Source organism: Morganella sp. TYF_1, assembly GCF_043105645.1.
GTDB classification, from domain to species: Bacteria; Pseudomonadota; Gammaproteobacteria; order Enterobacterales; family Enterobacteriaceae; genus Morganella; species Morganella morganii_B.
Genome location: NZ_JBICLU010000027.1, coordinates 154,809 through 179,977 on the forward strand (window position 1 = coordinate 154,809; position 25,169 = coordinate 179,977).

General features: G+C 49.1%; 18 protein-coding genes, 1 tRNA gene and 1 pseudogene. 9 read left to right on the forward strand and 11 right to left on the reverse strand.

From position 1 onward, the window contains the following. Positions 1-50: 50 nt before the first annotated feature. The gene (gene rtcR, locus ACF8OF_RS19385; protein WP_392497421.1) at positions 51-1,637 is read right to left on the reverse strand and encodes an RNA repair transcriptional activator RtcR; all 1,587 of its coding nucleotides are present in this window, start codon (positions 1,635-1,637) and stop codon (positions 51-53) included. 195 nt (positions 1,638-1,832) lie between these two features. On the opposite strand from rtcR, the gene ACF8OF_RS19390 reads away from it, so the two are divergent. Both ACF8OF_RS19390 and ACF8OF_RS19395 read left to right on the forward strand, forming a co-directional pair. Then, entirely contained in the window at positions 1,833-3,059 is a 1,227-nt protein-coding gene (locus ACF8OF_RS19390; RefSeq protein ID WP_392497423.1) for an RtcB family protein, read from the forward strand. A 3-nt stretch (positions 3,060-3,062) separates the two neighbouring features. Continuing rightward, complete coding sequence (locus ACF8OF_RS19395; protein ID WP_392497424.1) at positions 3,063-3,875, forward strand: nucleotidyltransferase domain-containing protein; 813 nt, start codon at positions 3,063-3,065, stop codon at positions 3,873-3,875. A gap of 20 nt (positions 3,876-3,895) precedes the next feature. Here ACF8OF_RS19395 and ampH read toward each other — a convergent pair whose 3' ends face one another. Continuing rightward, positions 3,896-5,119, reverse strand: a complete 1,224-nt coding sequence (gene ampH / locus ACF8OF_RS19400) for a D-alanyl-D-alanine-carboxypeptidase/endopeptidase AmpH (RefSeq protein WP_279798722.1) — start codon at positions 5,117-5,119, stop codon at positions 3,896-3,898. A 396-nt stretch (positions 5,120-5,515) separates the two neighbouring features. Between ampH and ACF8OF_RS19405 the strand changes: the two genes are divergently transcribed. Next, a tRNA-Leu gene (locus tag ACF8OF_RS19405) sits at positions 5,516-5,600 on the forward strand. Between the two features lie 186 nt (positions 5,601-5,786). Then, positions 5,787-7,046 carry a tyrosine-type recombinase/integrase gene (locus ACF8OF_RS19410; RefSeq protein ID WP_392497427.1) on the forward strand — a complete coding sequence of 420 codons (1,260 nt, stop codon included), beginning with the start codon at positions 5,787-5,789 and terminating at the stop codon, positions 7,044-7,046. Positions 7,047-7,304: 258 nt separating this feature from the next. Here the strand turns inward: ACF8OF_RS19410 and qatD are convergent, their stop codons facing one another. From qatD to ACF8OF_RS19455, 9 genes are all read right to left on the reverse strand, one after another. Beyond that, positions 7,305-8,039 (reverse strand): Qat anti-phage system TatD family nuclease QatD, encoded by a 735-nt coding sequence (gene qatD, locus ACF8OF_RS19415; protein WP_392497428.1) that lies wholly within the window; start codon positions 8,037-8,039, stop codon positions 7,305-7,307. Then, positions 8,039-9,295: a Qat anti-phage system QueC-like protein QatC gene (qatC, locus tag ACF8OF_RS19420; protein WP_392497430.1), complete on the reverse strand. Its 1,257-nt coding sequence runs from the start codon at positions 9,293-9,295 to the stop codon at positions 8,039-8,041. Before qatC ends, qatD begins: the two co-directional genes overlap by 1 nt. Next, positions 9,292-10,164, reverse strand: a complete 873-nt coding sequence (gene qatB / locus ACF8OF_RS19425; RefSeq protein ID WP_392497432.1) for a Qat anti-phage system associated protein QatB — start codon at positions 10,162-10,164, stop codon at positions 9,292-9,294. Before qatB ends, qatC begins: the two co-directional genes overlap by 4 nt. Further along, positions 10,165-12,039 (reverse strand): P-loop NTPase fold protein, encoded by a 1,875-nt coding sequence (locus tag ACF8OF_RS19430; RefSeq protein ID WP_392497434.1) that lies wholly within the window; start codon positions 12,037-12,039, stop codon positions 10,165-10,167. 56 nt (positions 12,040-12,095) lie between these two features. Next, complete coding sequence (locus ACF8OF_RS19435; RefSeq protein WP_392497436.1) at positions 12,096-15,230, reverse strand: type I restriction endonuclease subunit R; 3,135 nt, start codon at positions 15,228-15,230, stop codon at positions 12,096-12,098. Between the two features lie 34 nt (positions 15,231-15,264). Beyond that, the gene (locus ACF8OF_RS19440; RefSeq protein ID WP_392497438.1) at positions 15,265-16,314 is read right to left on the reverse strand and encodes a hypothetical protein; all 1,050 of its coding nucleotides are present in this window, start codon (positions 16,312-16,314) and stop codon (positions 15,265-15,267) included. A gap of 4 nt (positions 16,315-16,318) precedes the next feature. After that, positions 16,319-17,626, reverse strand: coding sequence for a restriction endonuclease subunit S (locus tag ACF8OF_RS19445; RefSeq protein WP_392497440.1), 1,308 nt, complete (start codon positions 17,624-17,626; stop codon positions 16,319-16,321). Beyond that, a complete protein-coding gene (locus ACF8OF_RS19450) occupies positions 17,616-19,172 on the reverse strand; it encodes a type I restriction-modification system subunit M (protein WP_392497442.1) in 1,557 nt (518 codons plus the stop codon). Before ACF8OF_RS19450 ends, ACF8OF_RS19445 begins: the two co-directional genes overlap by 11 nt. A gap of 67 nt (positions 19,173-19,239) precedes the next feature. Then, positions 19,240-19,587, reverse strand: a complete 348-nt coding sequence (locus tag ACF8OF_RS19455) for a hypothetical protein (protein WP_392497444.1) — start codon at positions 19,585-19,587, stop codon at positions 19,240-19,242. 901 nt (positions 19,588-20,488) lie between these two features. Between ACF8OF_RS19455 and ACF8OF_RS19460 the strand changes: the two genes are divergently transcribed. The 5 genes and pseudogenes from ACF8OF_RS19460 to ACF8OF_RS19480 all read left to right on the forward strand — a co-directional run bounded on the left by ACF8OF_RS19460 (position 20,489) and on the right by ACF8OF_RS19480 (position 24,807). Continuing rightward, positions 20,489-21,250, forward strand: coding sequence for a WYL domain-containing protein (locus ACF8OF_RS19460; RefSeq protein WP_392497446.1), 762 nt, complete (start codon positions 20,489-20,491; stop codon positions 21,248-21,250). A 90-nt stretch (positions 21,251-21,340) separates the two neighbouring features. Then, positions 21,341-21,463, forward strand: a pseudogene (locus ACF8OF_RS19465) (DUF945 domain-containing protein); the annotation flags it as partial. Continuing rightward, positions 21,457-21,744 carry a TA system toxin CbtA family protein gene (locus ACF8OF_RS19470; protein ID WP_392497451.1) on the forward strand — a complete coding sequence of 96 codons (288 nt, stop codon included), beginning with the start codon at positions 21,457-21,459 and terminating at the stop codon, positions 21,742-21,744. The pseudogene ACF8OF_RS19465 and the gene ACF8OF_RS19470, both read left to right, overlap by 7 nt. Positions 21,745-21,789: 45 nt before the next feature. Further along, positions 21,790-23,385: a DUF4942 domain-containing protein gene (locus ACF8OF_RS19475; protein ID WP_392497453.1), complete on the forward strand. Its 1,596-nt coding sequence runs from the start codon at positions 21,790-21,792 to the stop codon at positions 23,383-23,385. A 243-nt stretch (positions 23,386-23,628) separates the two neighbouring features. Further along, positions 23,629-24,807 carry a DUF4268 domain-containing protein gene (locus ACF8OF_RS19480; RefSeq protein ID WP_392496630.1) on the forward strand — a complete coding sequence of 393 codons (1,179 nt, stop codon included), beginning with the start codon at positions 23,629-23,631 and terminating at the stop codon, positions 24,805-24,807. Positions 24,808-25,169: the final 362 nt, after the last annotated feature.

Genomic DNA, 25,169 nt, shown 5'->3' on the forward strand with positions numbered 1-25,169 from the left:
GGATATCGGTATACAGAGCCGGTCAGTGTATGCTGACCGGCTCTGTCATATCAGCGGCCGGAAATCTGTTCCCAGCTGAGATTAAATCGGGCCAGATACTTTCGCAGCCGGTCAGCATCATTGGGTTGTTTTTTCTGCTGACGGGAAACGGCAAACAGTGTGCGTCCGGCATCAGAAAGTGTCTGTGATCGGCGGCAGACGGCAATGACGGTTTCCAGTTGCTGACGATCAAATAAATCAATTTCACCCACCCCGGCAGGCAACGTCACCGCTGTTTCCGTACTGTGCCACTGGCTCTTCAACCGTCCGGTTTCTTCCTGCACCAGTGCGGTGGTGATCCGCCCGTTCTCCGCAAAGGTTGCCATCCGCGTGACAGAGGCGCTCAGTTCACGAAAATTACCGCGCCACAAAGCCTGTGATGAGCAGGCAAAGGCAAGATAGTGCTGTCTGGCATCAGTATCAAAGCGGACACGGGTTTGCTGATCACGACTGTATTTCGCCAGCTCATAATCCACGTTCGGTTCAATATCCTCGCGCCGCTGAGCCAGCCCCGGCAGGGCAAAGGTCCACATATTGATGCGGGCGTATAAATCTTCCCGGAACAGTCCTTCGCTGACCCGCTGTGCCAGATTGCGGTGTGTACCAGCGATCAGGGAAAAATCACTTTCTGTTTCATGATCCGAACCGTAAGGGAAAAAGCGTTTTTCCTCAATCGCTTTCAGCAGCATTGCCTGTTCGTCGGCACCCAGTTCAGCAATCTCATCCAGAAATAAAATCCCGCCGTCGGCCTCTTTCAGCAGCCCTCCGCGCGCCTGAACCGCCCCGGTAAATGCCCCTTTCACATGGCCGAACAGGGCGGACATAGCATTATCGCCGCGCAGTGTGGCACAGTTCACCGCCACAAAACGCCCTTTTACCAGATGGCGGCTGCGGCGCAGTTCATAGATCCGCCGTGCCAGGAATGATTTCCCGGCACCGGTCGGCCCGGTCAGCAAAACAGGTGCGGAGGAGCGCAGAGCAACACGCTCGATTTTATCGATCATGGTATTAAACCCGGCATTGCGCGTGGCAATACCGGACTTCAGAAACGCGACCTGTGCCTGCTGCTCTTTCTGAAAGCGCCCGGTGATCTGTGTATAGCGGCTGAGATCGAGGTCAATAATGGTATACACCCCGGCAGGATCGTTATCCCGTGCGTCATGGCGCGGTGCAGTCTGGATAAGACGTGCGGGCAGATAGCTGGCTTCGGTCAGCAGGAACCAGCAAATCTGCACCACATGGGTGCCGGTGGTGATATGCACCAGATACTCTTCATTTTCAGTATCAAACGGGTAGTGAGTGGCAAAGTCCAGCAACGCGGTATACACCTGCTCAAAATCCCACGGATCGGCAATATCCACCTCACGCAGCATCACTTCTGTCTGCGGGGATGCCTGCTCTATATCCTCTTTTACCCGGCCTGCGGTCTGCATATCACCCGGCTGATAAACCAGCTCAAAGCGGTCAACATGCAGATCCGGCTGCTGACACAGCCCGATACTCGGTCGCCATTTCTGCCAGCGGTTGGCTTTCTTGCCGCGCCGGTCGAGCACGGTGCCGAGAACACCAATCACAACATTTTTCTTTGCGGATGACATAATTTATCTTTCCGGATAAAAGGCGATATTAAAATATAAAAACAGCATACGGGATTTCAGGACAGGATGTTATCTCAAAAATCGGCGTAATTAATTATTCTTTAAATATCATTATGATAAATAAATATTTCTCGATTAAACAAAACTGGCACACTTATCGCAATACTACCGGTACCAAACGAAAGGAATGTAAAAATGATAAATCGTGATTTTAATGAACTGCTTCAGGAAAACAGTGCGCCGGTAAAATTGTGGACCAACGGTGTGCCGGTTGATCCGAAAGCGGTGCTGCAATTGCAGAATACGGCAAAAATGCCCTTTATTTTTAAACACCTGGCGGTGATGCCGGACGTGCATGTCGGAAAAGGATCGACTATCGGCAGTGTGATCCCGACCAAAGGCGCGATAATCCCGGCCGCCGTCGGGGTGGATATCGGCTGCGGAATGATCGCGGTGAAAACCTCACTGACTGCGTCCGACCTGCCGGACAGCCTGCAAAATATCCGCTTTGCTATTGAGGCCGCGGTACCGCACGGACGCACCACCGAACGTCACGGACGGGATAAGGGAACCTGGAAAAATGTCCCGGATATCGTTGATAACCACTGGATGCAGCTGGATGAACAGTTCCGTCGTATCTGCGATAAATACCCGAAACTGCGTAATACCAACAACTACAAACATCTGGGAACGCTGGGAACCGGGAACCACTTTATCGAACTGTGCCTGGATGAGGCAGACTTCGTCTGGGTGATGTTGCACAGCGGGTCACGCGGTGTCGGTAATGCCATTGGTAACCTGTTTATCTCGCTGGCACAAAAAGATATGCAGACCCACATTGCCAATCTGCCGGATCGCGACCTGGCGTATTTCGAAGAGGGAAGTGTGCATTTTAATGACTATATGGAAGCAGTCGGCTGGGCGCAGGATTTTGCCCGTCATAACCGTGAAGTGATGATGCACCGCGTGCTGGAAGCGCTATCCCGCGAGATCACCAAACCGTTCACCACACAGCAGGAAGCCGTGAACTGCCACCATAACTATGTGCAGAAAGAACAGCATTTTGGTGAGGAAGTACTGGTAACACGGAAAGGGGCGGTATCGGCACAAAAAGGGCAGATGGGGATCATCCCGGGCTCGATGGGGGCGAAAAGCTACATTGTGCGCGGACGCGGAAACGAAGAAAGCTTCTGCTCATGCAGCCACGGCGCAGGCCGTGTAATGAGCCGTACCGAAGCAAAAAAACGTTTCTCGGTGGCAGACCAGCAGCGCGCCACCGCCCATGTGGAATGCCGTAAGGACAGCGATGTGATCGACGAGATCCCGATGGCGTACAAAGATATCGGTGCGGTGATGACCGCGCAGTCATCGCTGGTGGAAATTGTGCATACACTGCGTCAGGTGGTGTGTGTCAAGGGGTAGAAAATGAGTGAGAAATATGACGGAGCCGTCTCCGCTGCCATGCGGGAACGGATAAAAGAGACACTGGCGCAAATCGAAAAAACACACCGCGTAAAAGTGCTCTATGCCTGTGAATCCGGCAGTCGCGGGTGGGGTTTTGCCTCCCACGACAGTGACTATGATGTGCGGTTTATCTATGTGCATCAGCCGGAGTGGTATCTCGCGCTCGACAAAAAGCGGGATGTGATTGAAAAACCGATCGATGATGAGCTGGATGTGGCCGGCTGGGAGTTATCCAAGGCACTGAGATTGCTGAGAAACTCCAACCCGGCGCTGATTGAGTGGCTGAGTTCACCGGTGGTGTATTATCAGGATGAAGCCTTCACCGGGGAAATAAAAGCACTTGCAGAGCAGTTTTATTCTGTGCGCAAGGCACGCTATCACTACCTGTCGATGGCAAAACGCAACACACAGGAGCATTTGCTGGCAGAGCAGGTCAGGCTGAAAAAATACTTTTATGTTCTGAGGCCGGTGATGGCACTGCGCTGGATAGCCGCCGGGAAAGGTCTGCCGCCGATGGCATTTGACGCGCTGGTGGCGGGTACGATAACCGATACGGATGTGCTGGCTGAGATCAGAGAATTACTGATACTGAAAACATCGTCCGGTGAAAGCCACTATGGAGTGCGGCGCCCGGCGGTTGACCGGCTGATACAGGATGTATTGGATGAGGCTGAGAACCCGTTACCGGAAGCACCGTATTATCACGACAGCCGGTTACTGGATCGGTTTCTGATGAAAACCGTCACTGCATATACAGAACATGCCCGCGCCTGATGCGGGCATGTTTTTTTGTATCACAGGTAATTACGGGTATGCAGATCTGCCAGGGAGCGGACCAGATCATTGACACCATTCGGTAACGGACTGAATTTACTGCCGTCTTTGCGGGTCATCACCACGAACACACCGATATTTTTCTCCGGTATCATCGCCATATAGGTATTAAACCCGCCGCCGCCGCCGGTTTTCTGATAAATCGCGGGGATTTCCCCGACCGGTGCCAGATACACCCAGCCGAGACCCAGACCGTCGGCCTCACCGGCAACATCCATTCCTTTGATCTCATTGAGATGACCACGTTTAAAATAGATAGTCTGCTCTTTGGTGGCGGTCGCTTTACGCTGCGTGTTGCCGGAAGAGAGGAAGCGCTGCATCCACTTCTGCATATCTGCCGGGGTGGAATACACACCGCCGCTGCCGATAGCCGCCAGCGTGCTGTAACAATCACTCGGTTTAAACCCGACCATCAGCCGCTTACACTGCGCGGCAGACGGATTATAGGTCGTATCTTTCATACCCGCCGGTTGTGTCACATAGTGGCGGAACAGCTCGCTGTACGGACGATTTCCGGCTTTTTCCAGGGCATCTGCCAGTAAATCATAGGCCAGATTGGAATACGCGGCTTCCGTTCCCGGCTGTGCCGTCAGTTTGGCGGTTTTCAGCCAGGTCCAGCGCTGATCACGGCTCGGCCAGGTAAACACCGGACGACCCCACTTTCCGCCGGGCTGCTCACGCGGCAGAATACTGGTATGACTCGCCAGGTGGAACAGGCGGATCGGCTTGCCGTTATAAGACGGCACGGAAGACTGCTTATAACTGTATTTCTGCAGCGGATCATTGAGATTGACCAGGCCATCATCCGCCATCTTCACCATCACTTCGCTGGTCATCAGCTTACTGACGGACGCAATGCGGATCAGTGAATCCGTCCGTGGCTTAATACCATTGCCGGGACGGGTCTCGCCGTAGCTGCGGTGAAACACTTCATTATTATCAATCACCACCATAAACATACCGCGGGCATCGGTTTCGGCGAAAATTTTCTCACCTACCTCATCGACCAGCTGCGGTGCCAGCTTCAGCGCTTCCGGATTGCTTTCAACAATAGACCAGTCAAGCGGCGGACGTTCGGCAGGCGCTGTACTGTGTTTCTCCGGCTGCGAAGAACAGGCGGACAGCGCGATAGCCAGCAGCGACAACGGCATCAGGCGCACAATATGACGGTGTAATTTACTCATGATAATTCAACAGCCTTCCATGCAGACACAGGGATATGACACTGTAAGTCAGTTATTTTTTGAAGATACGTAACAGGATACCAATGACAATACCAATAAAAATACCTGTCGCAACCCATCCGGCAAAGCCCATACCCACCTCACATTTATCGGGAACCGGAGAGGATTATATAAGCAATTGTATTGATGTCTATTCATCCGGGGCACAATCGCGGCAAATAAAAAAATATTATTATTCAGTGCGGAAATAAAGCGGGATTCTCCCGCCACCGCACAAATCCCGCATCCTGCTGAAACGCCGTCTTTTTAACCACTCAGCAAACCGCCTCTGTGATAGTTGTTGCACCACAGAGTGCCGCAAGTATAATAACGACGTTTTCCAGAACACACTTCTGTGCCGGAGTGGCGGAATTGGTAGACGCAGTTGATTCAAAATCAACCGCCCACGGGCGTGCCGGTTCGATTCCGGCCTTCGGCACCATCGGAACATCAATAGACGTCAACGGACGTCTTTTTTTGTGCCTGAAATCCAGTATTTACCTACCTTTCCCGCTATATTAACTCTCTCAAGGTCAACCGACTTCAACGTACATCTACCAACAGATGTTGGTACAGATGATGGTATTTCCGGTTCGATAATGCTTGTACCAACAGGGAGGGCATAAGCATGGCTCTAACAGATATCAAAGTCAGAACAGCCAAGCCAACGGATAAGCAATACAAGCTGACTGATGGCAGTGGTATGCATCTTCTTGTCCACCCTAATGGCTCTAAGTACTGGCGTTTGCAGTACCGTTTTGACGGCAAGCAAAAGATGCTGGCTTTAGGCGTTTATCCTGACGTGTCGCTTGCGGATGCCAGAGCTCGTCGTGATGATGCTCGTAAGCTGTTGGCAAACGGCATCGATCCGGGAGATAAAAAGAAAAATGATAAGGTTGAGCAGGAAGAAGCACGTACTTTCGAACAGCTTGCTATTGAGTGGCATGCCACAAATAAAAAGTGGTCGGAAGAACATAGCCGACGAGTACTGAAAAGTCTGGAGGACAATCTTTTTCCAGCTATTGGCAAACGTAATATTGCCGAACTTAAAACACGGGATTTGTTAGCTCCGATAAAAGCTGTAGAGATGTCTGGACGTCTTGAAGTTGCGTCACGACTGCAACAGCGAACTACAGCAATTATGCGTTATGCCGTACAGAGTGGTTTGCTCGACTACAATCCCGCGCAGGAGATGGTTGGTGCCGTTGCTTCAAGTAACCGGCAGCATCGACCAGCATTGGAGTTGAAGCGTACTCCTGAACTCCTTCAGCGCATTGACAGTTATACCGGCAGACCTTTGACTCGTCTTGCCGTTGAGCTAACCCTCCTTGTCTTCATTCGTTCCAGTGAATTACGTTTTGCTCGTTGGTCTGAGATCGATTTTGAAACCTCTATGTGGACGATACCTGCAGAGCGAGAAGCTATTGAAGGGGTGAAGCACTCCCAGCGAGGCTCAAAAATGCGTACGCCTCATTTGGTGCCGTTATCTCGTCAGGCGTTAGCAATCCTTAAACAGGTACACAAACTTAGTGGCGATCGCGATTTTGTTTTCATTGGCGATCACGACCATCGCAAACCGATGAGTGAGAACACGGTGAACAAGGCTCTGCGCGTTATGGGTTATGACACAAAGGTAGAGGTTTGTGGACATGGTTTTAGAACAATGGCCTGTAGTTCATTGATTGAGTCTGGATTGTGGTCTAGGGATGCCGTGGAACGGCAAATGAGCCATATGGAACGTAACTCAGTACGTGCTGCTTACATTCATAAAGCCCAGCATCTGGATGAGCGCAGACTGATGTTGCAGTGGTGGGCTGATTTTCTGGATGCTAATCGGGAAGGGGTAGTGAGTCCGTTTGATTTTGCAAAAATTAATTTGGGGAAATAGACAGGGCGGTAGCCCACTATATCAAACTCACTTAGTACAACAGAGTTATAAAACAAAAAGACATCCAGCCATGAGGATGGCTGGATGTCTTTTCTTTGAAGCGATTTTTATGGTGACCTAAAGTGTGTAATTTCGATTATATTGAGCCTGTACATATGGTTGCGTTATCCCGTTACCTGACGCCAAAGCCACGTCATACCTATAGGGGTTTATCCTGTTAATTTGTTAATTCGGGATGTGAGTAAAAGCAATAGAATACTAGATCCTTAGCAGCCCCATTAGATGTAAGCCATTTGATTTCAGCAAAAATGAAGCTTCATTTTGCGGTATATGCCATATCTCGGCGAGTTTAATTGCCACATTATTTGCCTCCCATGGCATTACATGCACACCATGCATTTTCGCGAATGGTCCATCGCTCTCTGGGACCACTCGATCACGTGGCATTAGTGCTGCCAGCTTCCGTCCATTAGCAGACTCCATCATTGTTGGTCCAACACTGAACCAACAACCGGCATCAGCTGCTCTTCGAAGGACGGAAGGAGAATCGGTGAACCAGTGAAGAACCGCTGTGCCAAACCCAGGATTCACATAAAGAATATCTAAAACTTCCTTGGCAGCAGCCCGAGAATGAATGCTGAGAACTCGCCCACCTAGTTTTACGCTCTTTTCAATAATGGCTTTAAATATATTCTTTTGAAGTTCAAAGTACGGCCTGTACCGTGATGAACCATCCAGTCCAATTTCGCCAATACCAGTGCAATCCTCCATTTGTGATAGCAACATTTCCAATTCGCTATGTTTTTTATCTGCTATCTCAGGGTGGAGACCTGGGGAAATGAAACATTTCTGAGTGGTGGCCAGAACTTTCGAGGTTGCTGCGTATGCTCTTGGACTAGTTGTAACCAGCCATACAAATTCGGTTCGCTTTAAAGCTTCGATGTAGACTTTCTTGGCATCCGGATAAAGATCTAAGTGGCAGTGGAAATCCATCAAATTATACCGTCCCTTCGAAGCAATGTAGCTAACTCAGCTAAACCCTGTTCAGCAACGTGACGATAATGAGGGCGGTCCGCAGCTGACGCAAAGGCTAGTGTGGCCCCTAGGAAGGCATCAATCCCTTTTTTTTCGGCGGCGAGTACAGCACAAGCCACTGCCATTGGATCGTCAGCATTTGCTTTTCCTGCCAACGATAGATTGGTGAATTTATATCTTGTCGTATCAGAACTACCCCAGTGCTGGATCGCAGCTTTACGAACCATACATGGCACGCATCGACCGCAGTGTGTTCGGTTGTAGGTACGGAAACGACCACAACTTGTCGAATCACATGCAAATCTTGCTAGCAGTGTTTGATCTGCACACTGTGCCAACATCTCTCCCTTAGTCATGAACCTATAGGGCATACACAATTGGGCATTGATGCCAACGGCATCAAGTAATTTTTGAAGGAAAGTCATGAACTGTGGATGTGTTGTTCTTGTGCTGAGGCTAGCCATTCTTCCCGGAAGCAATGGAGGATTGATACTTATGAATCCATTTTCTGGTACCAATATTTCGGCTCTGTTGACCGACAACAATGAAGTAGCGAGCACAGCAAGACCATAAAATGCCATTGAGCGAGCTCTGGTCGATGTTTCTTTTTTACCACTAAAAACGACTTTATGACTCCACTGTTGATGCCAGTCTCCTCCACCTAGCGCTTCAGCATAGGCAACTTGTCGAGCAGAATCTTCAAAAGCAAGTTGTGACACAAATATTGGCTTACGCCCTGCTGCTGTTGCATCTATACCACCTATCAGGCTATCAAGGCCTCCAGAAAGTAGAGATACACAATCTCGGTCGCACTCTCTGTGATTGCCTTTTGGTGGTGTTGGGCCGCCAGGCAGGAAGTGCAGTGTCCAAAAGTCACCAGAAAGAACTCGAAGCATTTCCTCTGCTATAGCTTTATTTGCTTCCCAAGGAACTGGATCATTAAGTGTAATATCGAGCTCAATTTGGCGAGTCCAACCATCAGCACTATTTTTGCGAAGTACAGCAACATCTGAGGCATAAACAGCAAAACAAAAAAGCATGAAATCCCACACTGGGATCGATGGGGCATAGCCAGCACTTTCTAGCCTACGCAGCCAACCAGAGGCAATGCGTCCAATGCCAGGTCGTGATGATGCCTCTAGGAAGGTGAATGCACGAGTGCCTACTGGTACATTTTGGGGTAGCGAATTAATACTTGAGCAAAGAATTTTCATGATTCAGAGAACACCGTTAGGGCGTCTTGTAACGCCGAAGTCGCAATTTCTCGCATGGAATGTGAAGTACTGCCAGAGCGTACCTTTCCCATCGACTTGTTAACAACAACCATAATGTAGTCAAGCACTTGTGCTAATCGCTGTTGTATGACGCTGGGTACATATTTTAGCTTTTCAAAAACCCTTCCGAGTTCAAGTTGAACCCGGTTGTAAACATCGTACGCCACTGTGAATGCCATTACATTGGCAATCTGGTCATCCGCAAGATTGAAGATATCAGCAGTGGGATCTACTTCATAAAGATGAGAGATGGCCTGATTCATTGCATGCTTGGCTGACTCTTCGTCAATACTTCCACCCGTGGGCAGCAGCTTTTGTACAACTTCTAGCGCAGTATCATGAGCAGATAGATTTCTCTGTTTTACCGAAGCAACCCACGCATCGATATCAGGGTCAGTTCCATCTCGGGCTGTTGCCAGAAAGCCCCCTAATGAAGCAGAAGCTATAGCGCTAGTGCGCATACGGCTCGCCGCTTTTACTGAGCCGCCCATACCTTTTTTAATGAAACTCGAAATACCTCGCCGTAAATCAGATCCACTACCAGATTGCACGAAACCCGTGAGAGCCCTTCGTGCGTCCTGATAACGACCCGCTGGCGCTACCGCCGGACTTTCTACATGCTGCGGTGTAGTGTTGTCATTCTCCGGGTCGCTGTCATTTTCACCATCAGAGCCATCTTCGGGAGCTGGGTTTGGTGATATAGGTTTGTCTGCATGGCTAGAGTCAATGCCAGTTTCAGCATCATCTAGCCATGGTGGATCAAATGATGCGCCAGAACCGGCTCCTGCGCTTGAGGTCGAGGTACCCATTTATTTCTTCCTTGCATTTTCAATTGCACGTTTAACAGGTTTCGGAATCTGTTCGTCCCGTTCCCACTTAGATAAAACATCTTTCGCCCAGCTACACTCTGTCAAAGCTGAAACCAAGCCTGGGGCGAGCTGAGAAATAGGTGCCTGACTAATGAGTGCAGCGGCTCGAGCCCCGGTACTTGGGTGAATATGAGACACCTCGATAAGCATCAAGACCTCTTCGGCCTTTTGCCATAAACGGTTTGGTCGCCGAATTTCCCAGGCGCGAGCCATGGCAAGACCAGACTGCAGTTCACCAGCATCCATTATTTGCTGTTTTAATGCTTCGTTCGAATTTCGGGCTGCCACCAACGCATCACGTAATGCTTTTCCTGCTACGTTAAGATCATCGGCACCAAAATCCCTAACGGTGCTATCTCTACTGAGGTGCAATATAGGTCGCATATCCATATCACCAAGCAGAGGTTTAAGCTGCAGCCACTCACGAACAAACTCTTTATCTCCAAACAGGGTGGGGAGCGTATTATCCGGGTCTTTAGCAGCCATCTCTGCGTCATGAAGAATGCTGACTCTTCCTTCGTTTTCGGCCGAAACCTTTTCTGCCAATGCATTCGCCGTAGCTTCGTCACACCGCTCGAGCAAATGCCATTTAGCCAGAATTTGTACATCCACATCAATGCCTTGTGGTTTAGCTAATGTCTTACGCAAAAACACGGTATTAAGAAATCGCTTAATCAGTCGTGGGTTGGCTTGGACTGTACTGGCACTAAAAAGTAATGGAGCCAACCTCTCAGCCAGCCCCATTAGGTCGAGCAACTCAGCATCCTCCTTTTCCACTAGCGTTTCGAGGAATGCAAGATCTACGGTTTTTCCCGTCCAAGTTTCTTGTAGTCGAGCTTCAACACTGAGTTTAGCTTTCTCAAAATTCTCGGTTTTCAGCTGTCCGCTGCGGTGAGCGCGTTCCAAAAATAGCAACGCGGTATATGCTTTAGTCTCGTTAGCGCCGAGTCTTGGTACCCGCAACGGAACTTGAATTAACTTGTCGAAATAATTGGTTGCGATATCGTCATCCAAACCAGTACCAGCAAAGTGGACACGGACGGCTCCACGAATAAACACATCGTCTGCGGCGATGACGAATGCACTTCGACGCAGAAACAGTAGCAACCGGATAGCCTCGAGCGTTGAAATAGCAGTCTTAGGTAGGCATCGATCAAGGTCATCGACAAAGACTACCAACGTGATATTCAGCTCGACGAGTAGCTCTTCCAAGGCTTCCCGAAAGGATTGTATTTCTTTTGGCAGCGAAACGGGTTTAGCTTCGTTCAAGAGTCCTTTGGTAGCTTCTGATGCATCTTTGGCGACTGCGATGCCTTCATTAAGTGATTCATTCTTCAATGCACCTTTTCCAGCCTCGACAACTTTTCCAATAAGACCGACAGGAACCCCTGTGATCAAAGTGGCTGCAACTTCTCCACCAAGTTGAGCCAACCGTAGAAAATTAATGCGCTTGACTAGGGACTTTGCCTTACCTAAGAGTCCACTATTCTGAGCGACTACAGCCTCAAGTACTGCATCTCCAACCGTCTGTAGCAGCGCAGTACGTGCATCTTCAAAGCCTTGGTAAAGCCATGGATTGAAAGTTATCACTACATGTTTTGGTCGTTCCTCAGAGGCAATTCCCACCCCGATAGTCTGTTCCAGCGATAACTCAGATGCGATCATCCGTACAAGTGAAGATTTTCCTGCGCCCCAGCCTCCCGAGATCCCAATCGAGATTGGCTCCCCACCGGTATCTTGAATGAGCCCCGCACATGCTTTTGCTACTAGGCGAAAATTAACGTAATCAACGGTTGTCTCATTGTCATGCCACATTGACTTTCCTATTATTTCTTTATTCGTCAATCACTAGAACTACCATATTAGGCAGATCATCCACGTGAAACCGACCATCCTGATGACAAAGCCTCAGCCTGTTGAAGTACTGTTTGCACGGCTGTTTCCTGAAGGTCTGGGGGATAACCATATTTACGGAGAATACGCTTCACCAGCACTCGCATTCGAGCGCGTGCAGACTCGCGATGAGCCCAGTCAACGGACACGTTTTCACGCAAGCTCATTAGCAACTCATGAGCAATGAGTTTCAGTTTATCGTCACCCATAACTTGAATTGCGTCTTCGTTTTCAGCCAATGCGTCGTAGAAGGCAATCTCATCCTCAGACAAACCTTGTTCTTCACCCCGTTGGCGCGACGCACGGATGTCCTTGGCCAGCTTGATTAATTCCTGCAGCACTTCGGCAGTAGTGATAGCATTGGCGTGGTATCGTGCCACCGAATCTTCCAGTCGCTCCGAGAAAGTTTTGGTCTGTACCACGTTGGCCTTGCTACGTGAGCGAATTCCATCGTTGAGCAGTTTACGCAGGGCTTCCAACGCAAGATTCTTCTTCTCCATCTGCTGTACTTCAGCGAGAAACTCGTCGGAGAGGATGGAAATATCCGGACTCTTAATACCCGCAGCAGCAAGTATGTCCACGATCTCGGTCGAGACCACAGCTCGGCTAACAATCTGTTGGATCGCCAATTCACGCTCTTGCTGCGTCGCACCTGAACCATTACTACTTTTGACTAGAGCGGCACGTATTGCCTGGAAGAAACCGACTTCCTCCCGGATTTCTCGGGCCTCGTCGGATGCTGATGCCAAAGAGAATGCCTTGGACAGGGCTAGCACTGCATCCTGGTATCGGCGATGCGCATTCTTCTTACCCTCCTTGGTGTTCTCTTTCGCCGCCAACTTTTGTTGCAGGTCGAGAATCCACTCTATGGCACCTGCCATCATCACAAGGCGTTCATGTGGAGTGCCTGTCATCGCGGAGGCGTAGTCGTAACCGTGGTACATGTCCCGTACGACCTCGTACTTCTCAATCATCACCGAGATGGCCTGCGCTTCGTCAACGCCGGTGTTTTCCTGATCATTCTGGGAATATTGCTGTAGGGCCGACTTCAAGCTTTGTGCGATGCCGATGTAATCGACGATTAGTCCTGCAGGCTTGTCGCGGAACACCCGATTCACGCGCGCAATCGCCTGCATCAACCCGTGGCCTTGCATTTGCTTATCCACGTACATGGTGTGCATGCACGGCGCATCAAAGCCGGTCAGCCACATATCCCGCACGATCACTAGCTTGAGTTGATCTTTGGGATCACGGGCTCGTTTGGCCAGGAGATCACGTCGGGCCTTGTTGCCTATGTGCTGTTGCCATGCCTGCGGATCGCTCGCCGCACCCGTCATTACAATCTTGACCGCGCCTGCGTTGTCATCAGTGCTGTGCCAATCTGGGCGCAGCTTGACGATCTCGTCGTATAGCTTGACGCAGATGCGGCGGCTCATACACACCACCATCGCCTTGCCATTGAGTGCAGCCACGCGATCCTCAAAGTGGGTAACCATGTCCTTGGCAACTAAATTAAGGCGCTTATCACTGCCAACTAGGGCTTCAACCGTTGACCATTTCTTCTTTAAACGCTCCTGGTCGGCCTCCGAGTCCTCCTCAGTCAATTCATTGACCGCTACGTCGATCTTTGGTTTCTCATCTTCGTCGAGTTCGATACGCGCCAAGCGGGATTCATAGTAGATCGGTACGGTCGCGCCATCCTCGACTGCCCGGCTGATGTCGTAAATATCGATATAGTTGCCGAATACCGCCGGGGTGTTTACATCACCTGCTTCTATAGGTGTACCGGTAAAACCAATGAAGGATGCATTAGGCAGAGCATCGCGCATGTATTTGGCAAATCCATAGGAGATTTCGCCAGTCTTCACATCTACCTTGGCCTTGAAGCCATATTGGCTTCGGTGTGCTTCATCTGCGATGACCACCACGTTACGCCGAGTGGTAAGTGGCTCCTCAATCTCGCCAAATTTTTGCAAAGTCGTGAAGATAACTCCACCTGATGCTCGGCTCAAAACTTTCTGCAGATCTTCGCGGCTCTCGGCTTGAACTGGCGTCTGTCGGATCAGATCACGGCACATCGAGAAAGTAGAGAAGAGCTGGTCGTCGAGATCGTTGCGGTCGGTTAGCACCACTAGCGTTGGGTTGGCCATGGCTGGATGCTTGACTAGTTGCCCTGCGTAGAATGCCATCAGTAGGCTTTTACCGGAGCCTTGGGTGTGCCAGATGACGCCAGCACGATGATTCCCCTCTGGCGAGGATGCATTCACAGTGCTGTTGACCGCGTGTCGTACTGCGTGGAACTGGTGGTATCCTGCAATGAGTTTGGCGAGCCCTGATCCGGTTTCGGCAAAGACGGTAAAATCGCGTATTAAGGCCAGTAATCGTCGCTGTTCGAACACTCCCTCGATTAATGTTGAAAGTTCTGGAGCTCCTTTCGGTGCAACATCCACGCCGTCGGTGGTGCGCCATGGCATGAAACGCTCAAGATCTGCCGACAGCGATCCCACTCGGGCTGCAATGCCGTCCGATGTAACTAGTAGTGCGTTGGTGTTGAATAGAGAAGGAATTTCCTGCTTGTAGGTCTGGAGTTGGTTGAATGCCCCTAACAGATGTGCTCCGGCATTACCTGGTGCTTTTAGTTCGATTACCCCTATTGGTAATCCGTTCACGAACACCACCACATCGGGCCGCCGCTTGTTCTCTCCATTGATCACCATGAACTGACTCACTGTCAACCAATCGTTCTTCTCTGGGTGCTCGAAGTCGATGAGTGCGATCTTGCATGCAGTCAGTGTGCCGTCGTCGGCGTAGTACTCAACATCCACACCTTCCGTTATCAACTTGTGGATACGGCGGTTTTCCTCGAGAAGAGATGGTAGTTCGGACTGCATCATGCGGCGCACAGCATCTTGGTGTGCCTCCAATGGCAAGTTAGGGTTCAGGCGTGCAACGGCATCCTCGAACCGACTCTTGAGCACGACCTCATTGTGACTTTCGCGTTCCGGTCGGCGTCCGTCAGGACCGATGTCGTCCTCGCGTTCGATGCTGTAACCAAGAACGTGCATCTGCTCCAGTAGTGCTTGCTCTACGGCGGCTTCAGATAGAAATGCCATTATTGCTCTCCTGCTATTTTGGGCTTGTACATTTCTATTCCTCTTCTAATCCAAATAGACCACGCAGTTCGTTTATTTCTATCGCAAAGTTATTTCGATCTTCTTCATGGCGTACGGCTTCACCAATAATTTCGTATTCAAGCCGCCGATTAGGTGCTTCACCACGCGTCTTTCTGAAAATACAAAGGCGAGTCGTATGTCCAACGCCATCCTCGCGAAAGCAAATCATCGGACGAAGACCGAAAATAAGTCCGTCTGCAATTACAAGTATCTGCCCTGGACGAAAATATTTCTCGGCGGAATCTAGCATTTGCTGATGGCTAATCTTGATGTTCTGGATTGTTCTTGTGGAGCTATGCCCTCTAAATATTTCACATCTTAGAGTTGTTCCATCAACCTGACTTAAATACCGAACAATATGAATGTCTTCAAGGCCTTCAAGGTCTGCAAGTACTTCCACTACATCTACATATGCATCGCTAATCCAATTTCGCGCCTGCGCCTCAGACTGAGCCGCACTATGAGAGAAAGCATTTCTAGATTGGTTTAGCTCCTTCATCGCAGCAAGTGTTGCTGCCGGTGAAATTTTTGCGACTGAGGGATAAATTCCTTCAGCACTCAGCTGGTTAGTGATCCTCTCGATGTTCTCAAGCCTTTTTGCGATGCTATCAGTGAACAAATCCTTAAATTTCAACGGATCTGCGACTTGAATATTCCTATGGCGGCATTCCGCTACGGCTAGCGCATGAAGGATATCGATTATCGACTCCCAAGTATCTCGAAGAAGGTGTAGACGTTGCAGGTCACTCTCGTATCCATTTTCAAATCGGTAGAAATAGTAAGCAATCGGAGATGGGAATTGATTGCATACGGATTCTTTAATTCCTTCTTCACGCTGTTGTGTAAAGTCCGAAAATGCAGCTTCATAAGTGTCTGGACTCATAGTGAAAAGAACAAAACTTGGTCTCGGTTGATAACCAAGAATGTCGAGTATTCCGTCTGCTTGTTCTGAGTACTGCTCATCTAACCATTCGTTGTACGACGGACAGGCTTCATAATTGTTTGGATCAAGTTGAAGATTCATCCAGTCAAACTCCGACTTTGCATTCGGCATCCGGAATGTGTAACTCGCCGGAGATGAGTTTGGGCAACAAAGTATCACGCAGTTGGGCGAGCGTTGCGATTGCCTCCGCGTTCTTTTTGATGCTCATAAATACGGGAGTGACAACATGCGAGAAAGCACCCCACACAGCTTCATGCTTAGGTACTGCAAGCTTGAACTCAGCCACTGTGTCAGCCTGAACTCGTTGCCGACCGGAGGTTCCGGTCATGCTTCGGATGGCTTGCTCCCGAAAAGCCGCATCGCGTGCTAATAAATACCCGAATTCCGGTGGCACTGGAGCCTTGGGACGCATCACGATGTATTCAGTGGAGCCCCAACCCACAGTGTTATCCGGTAAACACTGAACGAAAGCCGTTTTGCCATTTTCCAGACAAGGTGTAATTCGGGCAAGTAGAGTGTCGCCATTGCGAAAACGCATGCCACTGCCGAACGGCCGCAATACCGGCGGCTCGGGCCAGCTTCCCGACGTCGGCAATGCAGCCATTTCGATGTAGGGCGCCTTCGTACCTTTCCGCAATGGCAAAGAGGGATTGAACTCCACGAGTCGGCTCGCTGGTACGCTTTCCCATCCCTCCGGTATCTCCCCCAATGCCGAATCAACGAGCCGGTCGGGGAATAGGTCATAGAGGTGCGCGGGCAGACCGGGCAGGGATAATCCGTGTTGCCAGCGCCTTTCTTGTTTGGCGCGTACTGGTTCGAAGTCCACGAACCATGCCTTGAACAAGGCGTGAGCCATAGCTTCCAGTGTTTCGTTTTGTCTTCGGTTGAGTTCAATCTTATCGTCCAACGTGCTTAGAATGTGGACGATGGCGCGTTGCTCTTCTGGCGGCGGCAATTCAATTTCAAGTCGTCCGAATGCTGATTTGTTTAATATTGGCTGTGCCGATCCACTAGCTATTCCTCGAATTTCTGACTTTCTCAGACTGAGGTTGTAATAAATGAATAATGGGGAGTCATCAGTATCGATGACGATGCTGTTGATTTGCTGGTTAGTGATGCAATTGGCACCAGCTATCGCTGCCTTTCCCATGTTAGAACCGATGCACGAAACCATTACTGCGTTCTTTGGAATGAAAGCATTTTTGATTGCTGATTGACCAGTAGCAGACAAAGTTCTTGCCGTAGTCGAAATAATACGGGTGCCATCCATATCCGATGGCGTAACGAAAGGGATATCCCCTCCAAAAGCACCAACAATGGTTGAAGGCGGCGTCCTGCCAGTGACAATGCGACCTAAAGCATCAAGTGTTTTTTTCTTCCACTTACTCCCCATATCCAAGCTCCTTAAGGTTGGCCTCAATTGCCGCATCCAGCGTTGCCGATATTGCCTGCTGTTCGTGCCACTGTGCAAAGAGCCGCGCCATCTTCTCTTCGAAGGGCTCACCATCATATTCGTGTTCCGCTGCGCCAACGTAACGGCCTGGTGTCAGAACATAGCCGTGCTTGCGAATTTCCTCTATCGATACTGATTTGCAGAAGCCCGTTACGTCAGCGTACTCACCCGCGCCCTCTTCCCCAAGCCAAGAATGGTAGGTGTCAGCAATAAGCTGAATTTCCTCATCGGTGAATTCTCGCCGAGTGCGATCCACCAGCACGCCCAGTTTGCGGGCATCTATGAACAGCACTTTTCTGCTCCGGTCACTCTGACTTTTGTCGGGATTCTTATTGCGAGTCAGGAACCACAGGCTGGCGGGAATCTGCGTGGAGTAAAAGAGCTGCCCAGGCAACGCCACCATACAATCCACCACATCCGCTTCAAGCATCGTCTTACGGATTTCTCCCTCACCGGATTGGTTGGAGCTCATGGAACCGTTTGCCAGCACCACGCCGGCTTTGCCATTGGGCGCAAGGTGGTGGTAGATGTGCTGTAGCCACGCGTAGTTGGCATTGCCTACAGGCGGTGCACCGAATTTCCAGCGCACGTCTTCACGCAGGCGGTCGCCGCCCCAGTCTGAAATATTGAACGGCGGGTTGGCGAGGATGTAATCAGCCTTGAGATCGCGCAGTTCATCCTTATGGAAGCTGCCTTCGTTGTTCCAGCGTATGTCGGAGTCGATGCCGCGCACTGCTAGGTTCATCTTGGCTAGCCGCCAAGTGGTATAGTTCGACTCTTGCCCGTAAATCGCAATGTCGCCAATCCGACCACCGTGTTCCTGCACAAACTTTTCTGATTGCACGAACATGCCACCCGAACCGCAGCATGGATCATAAACACGACCTGAGTAGGGTTCGAGCATCTCGACCAGAACGCGAACTACAGAACGCGGGGTGTAAAACTCGCCCCCACGCTTGCCTTCGGCTCCGGCAAACTGGCTGAGGAAATACTCGTACACACGTCCGAGGATGTCCTTGGAGCGGTCACCTTCCTCGTTAAGTGCGATGCCGGAGATCAGGTCAATCAGTTCACCCAGCATTACTTTGTTGAGTGCTGGCCGACCGTAATCCTTAGGTAGCACGCCCTTAAGCGATTCGTTCTCTTTCTCAATAGCGCGCATTGCATCGTCAATCAAGGTACCGACGGTGGGTAACTTAGCGTTGGCCTGCAGATGCGACCAGCGCGCCTCCTTCGGCACCCAGAACACGTTGTCAGCGAGATACTCGTCTTTATCCTCTGCAGCCTGTGTATCTTCCGCCAGCAGCGCGTTGTGTTTGGCCTCAAAGGCGTCAGAGATGTACTTCAGGAAGATGAGTCCAAGCGCGACGTGTTTGTAGTCGGACGGCTCCATGTTGCCACGCAGCTTGTCGGCTGCCTTGAAAAGATCGGCCTCGAAGCCGAGGTTGCCGCCGTTGCCGTTCTTGGCGGTGTCTTTCTGTGCCATCGTTTCTTATCCTTGGTGTAATATATTTGTTGCTGGGATTTGATAGCCCGGAGCTAGCTTGGCGTTCTCAACGCCATTCGCAAGGTAACATCGGCTGCGATTCACCGTTTATTCCATCTCCAAAGCCCAGAGCTAGTGCGGACAGAACGCGTTGTGAAGCGTGCTCGAACAATGGGGAATAGGCCAGCCCGATACGGTAAATCTTATGGCTACCATCGAAAGTGATGTTTTGTGGCGCGATATCCCTATACAGCGCAAGATCGCGCGTGGCCCCTGCGGGTGCTACACCGAAACGTTCGATTAGGTCGGGACGGCCAATCACACCGAAGAAGTAAAGCCGGAAATCGATATAGGCAAGTCGCTCGCGCTGGGCAAGACTTAAATCCTCGACATGCCGAGAGGATGTGCTAACCATGTGCGCAGGCCAAAAGTGAAGAAAGTTTATTTCTGAAACTCATACCACACCGGGAATGTAATCAAACTGATGATATCATGCGCTGGAATTTGTATATCTTCAAGACCTTTAATAATTTCGTAAATTAAACACTAAATTGGCCCATCTCTTCCCACTTCTTACAGTAGATCACCGTCTCGCACACAGGATACTTTTCCTCATCACGAAAAACCGTATTACGGATGAAGCAATGCCAGTCACGCATCCGCAATGGAGCAAGAAGCTCATACAGGAGCTTCTTCTAGGAATGAAGTCGGGCCTGAGTTTTGGCGCTTTCCTCCAGATAATCACAAGGGGTCATATGCACTAGTGTGATTTTGGATTCGATACGTTTAAAGCAGGCTTTCTGGCTGAGAGTGTCGGAATAAAAGGCTACCAGGCAGTGGCACAGATGGCAGGTGTTACGCGGACCATGTCAGGCTTGGCCTGTGTTGCACGCACCAGATGACCTTCTCTATTGAACGCGAGGGTTGTATATGAGTTTGGAGTATTGCTAGTGCTGCGGATGCCCAAGGCAGAGACTGAAACTGAAGGGCTCCGGGGCATAGCTCACCTACGGCAAGCAATCAATGCGCGGACTCATATTGGTTTATAACTATTTTCAGAACTAAATCATATTCGTGAGCAGCAGATATCCTATTTCTGACAATGCGGAATGCGACAGGTTGTGTCGTTTTTTGGAAGCCCCCCCCGCCTTGGAGGTAACTAATTAGCTTATATTTCATGGTATTATATATCTTTGGTTACCCCCGCCATTTTTTCAATCCACCTCCCTTTGGTACGACATAACGTGTCGAACCAGTACGTCATAATCTCCCATATCAATATCTGGTTATTTTGGGAGTTCAGGACTGTTCTCACCATGAAAACACAACATGATCATTATGACCGCCTGTCCGTCAGGTTATCGGTCATTATAAGCCGATTACTGGCTGGCCAATCCCTGGAGCTGAAAGCGCTGGCAAATGAGTTTGGTGTCTCAGAGCGCACTCTACAGCGGGATTTTCAGCAGCGTCTAATCCATCTGGATCTTGAACATTCCAGTGGCAGCTATCGACTTATCCGGCGAACTGGTCGAGAGCATTTGCCCAATACCTTTGCGTTTATCCTCAACTCTGGGATTTCGGGGATAATTCCGGCTCAAAACCGCAGACTAATCCGGCTGATTACCAGCAGTTCTGGTGGCTCTCCATGCCTTATCGGGCATGGAGGGCTGCCATCGCCAATCACCCAGACCACTTGCTTTCTGGAACTGGCCGAAGCTATCCGTGATTACCGGGCCGTCACGCTATTAGTCAATGGTAAGAGCTACGAAGGAGTGGCTCCTCGCCGCCTGATCTTCCAGTCCAGAAACTGGTTTCTTGTGGCTACTCGAGCGAGAAAGCTACAGGTATTTCGGATGGAAGACGTTAACGCTGTGACTGTTCTTGATACCTCTTTTCGCAGAAAGCCTGAACTTGATGCACTCACCGCCAGTGAGGAGTTTATTTCGGCTCTTCCACACTTTCGTTTCATCAGTGACGTTATTCAACCGGGCTATCAGGAAGCAGAATGCTGGCTGGTAATATTTAAATTACAGTCGTTTTTATCTCTGTACTATCCGTGTGACCTCACCCGAATTTAACACAATCTTTTTTCACCGTTCACTTTCAGAAAAGGCCATGCCTCACACTGAGACATAGTCTTTTTTTCATATCTCAATAAGGAACTAATAATGACACGTTTAGCCAGCCGCTTCGGTGCGGTCAATCTCGTTCGACGCGACCGCCCGCTAACCCGCGATGAACTGGCGCATTATGTGCCGAGTGTATTCAGCGAAGAAAAGCATGAATCCCGTCACGCCTGTCGCCCGTACAGGTCTGGCAGCAACTGTTAACGTATCTGCTGGAGCACCATTACGGTCTGACTCTTAACGACACGCCATTCCACGACGACGCGGCCATTGAGGAGCATATCGACGCAGGAATCACGCTCGCCGATGCTGTTAATTTTCTGGTGGAACGTTATGAACTGGTACGCATCGACCGTAAAGGATTCACCTGGCAAGAGCAGACACCATTTCTGACCGCTATCGATATTCTCAGAGCCAGGCGAGCTACCGGATTAATGAATATTTAAATTCTTCGAGCCTCATTCCTGATTTTTACCTCTATCACCCGTAATATCGACCGCAGTATCTGGCGCGATTTAATGTTGAAGTCCGGCATGATGGCCTTGATGGATGCACAGGCTCGCGACCAGTGGCACAAGAACCTGGAGGAGGGAGATCTTCCTGCAATCACCGAGGCGAATATCCTCAGCACCTTTGAACAGTTACATCTCAACAAAATGGATGTCTTTGAACGTGGCATCATCAACGTCTTCAAAGGCCTGTCGTGGGATTACAAAACCAATAGTCCCTGCAGCTTTGGTAAGAAGATCATCATCAATAATCTGGTAAGTCACAATCGCTGGGGATTTAGTCTGAACTGGGGCTGGCGGAGGGATCAACTGGCCGATTTGGAGCGAATGCTGTTTCTGCTGGATGGCAAACCCATCCCTGACAACCGGGGTGATATCTCAACCCGGTTGATGGAGCATATCCGGGATAATCCGGCCGGTACAAAGCGCTGGTATTTTAATTTCGTATTTGACGGCAAACAGAGCCGGATTGCCTTCGGCGGGTATCCGCTGGTGTCGCTGTCACGCGCCCGCGAGAAACGCGATGAGGCCCGTCTGATGATACTGGATGGTGTTCACCCGAAGCAGAAACGTATTGCGGAAAAGGAAGCCGAAGAGGACGCGCTGAATACCTTTGAGAAAATGGCGCGGGAATGGTCACAGCAGATGCTCAGACGGCGGCGCTGGTCAGAAACACACGCCCGGCGGGTCTGGCGGGATCTGGAAAAACATGTTCTCCCGGCAATCGGTGATCAGCATGTCGGGACGCTGAAAACCAAAGATCTGCTGGCACCACTGCGGGTTGTGGAAGCGAATGACCGCCTTGAGCTGGCCTCGCGGCTGAAACAGCGGATCACCGACATTATGGGGTATGCGGTTCAGTGCGGCCTGATTGACCGTAATCCGGCAAAAGACATGGCCGGGGCACTGATGCCGCCGCGTGTGACTCACCGTCCGGCGCTGCGGCTGGAACGGCTGCCGGAGCTGCTGACAAAGCTGGGTTATTACAACGGCCGTGAGTTAACCAAACTGGCGATACAGTTCACGCTGCTGACGTTCTCGCGCTCCAGTGAAATCCGCCTCGCCCGCTGGTCTGAGTTCGACATTGAGCGTGCCATGTGGACAATTCCGGCGCAGCGCACACCAATTCCCGGTGTGAAATTCTCTTATCGCGGCGCAAAAATGCAGTCAGAACACATTGTGCCGCTGTCGCGTCAGACATTATTGATACTGGACGAAATCCGCGCCATCAGCGGGGATGACGGGCTGCTATTTCCCGGCGATCACAGCCTGATAAAACCGATGAGTGAAAATACCGTAAACAACGCCCTGCGGACGTTGGGCTATAACACCGCCACCGAGCTGTGCGGCCACGGCTTCCGCACCATGGCATGCAGCGCCCTGATTGAGTCAGGAAAATGGTCACGGGATGCGGTAGAGCGGCAGATGAGCCATCAGGAGCGCAACACCGTCCGCGCCGCCTATATTCACAAGGCCGAACATATTGTGGAGCGCAAACTCATGATGCAGTGGTGGGCGGATTATCTCGATGCGGTCAGCCGGGAATTTGTTGTGCCGTATGAGTTTGAGGGAGGGTAACTTTCTTCACCACCGCACCGGCCATTTTTTGGCCGGTACAGTAAACTATTTTAGTTAATAATTATTTAAAATTATATTTAGTTTATTTATGTTAATTTTTATATTATAGTTTTATTTAAATAACTTTAAATAACTTTAAATAACTTTAAATAACTTTAAATAACTTTAAATAACTTTAAATAACTTTAAATAACTTTAAATAACTTTAAATAACTTTAAATTTACTAAATTAAATATAAAAATATGAGTTTATATACTGTAGATACAATAAATAAAAAATTAAAACCATTGAATGGTACAAAGCTCAGTGAGCATAAATTAACTGAACGTTATGATTTGCAGGAGTGGTTGGTTAGCCATCCGGAATCTCTTGGTGAGAGTCTATTAATTATCCAAAAAGAATTTGATAGATTTGATGGTACAGGAGAGCGCCTTGATTTATTAGCACTTGATACTCTTGGTCAATTAGTATTAATTGAAAACAAAAGAGATAATAGTGGTCGCGATGCTGTTTGGCAGGCAATAAAATATGCATCTTATGTTGCACCTTTTACATCTGATGATATTGAGGATGTATTTTCAAAATATTTATTAAAAAATAAACCATATTTTATGGATCTGGATGATGATGCATATGAAGAAAATAAAGTTAGGAATACTGCAAAAATTCTTATTCAGCGGTTTTTAGAAGAAAACCAGGATGTTGATGGTTCAGTGATAACACTAAATCCACGTAATACTCAGCGTATTATTTTAGTTGCTGGTAAATTTAGTAAAGAGGTAACTAATACAGCTCTTTGGTTACTTGATCGTAAAATAAATGTAAAGTGCGTAAAGGTATCACCCTATCGATTAGGTGAACAGCTATTGGTTGACATTCAACAAATAATTCCAGTGCCAGAAGCATCAGAATATATGGTTAGATTGATTCGTAAAGATGATGAAGAATTTATAGCTAAGGTAAAAAGAACAGATAGTACTGATATCCGTTATCAATATTGGGCTCAGTTACTTGAATATTTTTCAAAGAAAAATAATACTCTCTATAATAATATTAGTCCTAAAACAGACCATTGGCTGAGCGCTGCCACAGGTATACCTCAATGTTCATATCATCTGATTTTTCTGCAAAAGGCATTACGAGTTGATATTGAATTTGCAAGAAAGGATTCTGTTGAAAATAAGAAGATTTTTGACTTTTTTTATGAACGAAAAGCTGAAATAGAAAAGAAGTTTGGGAATGAATTAAATTGGCTGAGATTAGATGAAAAAAAATCCTCAAGAATTGAATTTTGTATGGATGCAAATGGGTATAATAAAGATTATTGGGTTGAGCTTACAAAATGGCATTTAGAATATATCCAAAAACTTGAAATGGTATTCAAAGGATATATTAATGAAATTAACAAAATGATTAAGTAATATATTTTTTTGATTTGGAGTAAATAAAAGAACATTGTGTTTACTTTGTAGCTAATGAAATACTGATGATTGGTTAATATTGTACGTAAAGATGTCCGTATCACCATCGCACCGGCCATTTTTTGGGTGGCCGGTGCTGATGCGTTGTCTGTAAAAACCGGGGGGATTTAACGGCGCCTGCCAGGGAAAAAACGTGAAAACGTCCCCCACTTTGTCCCCCACATAGCAGGGTGCCACTTCTTCCCCCACTTCATTTTCAGGAATCTCTATAACTCACTGTTTATAATGAAATTACAGTATTTCCCCCACTTAGGTTCTATATATACGTGCGAAGTGGGGGAAAACACCGGTTTTTATGGTTC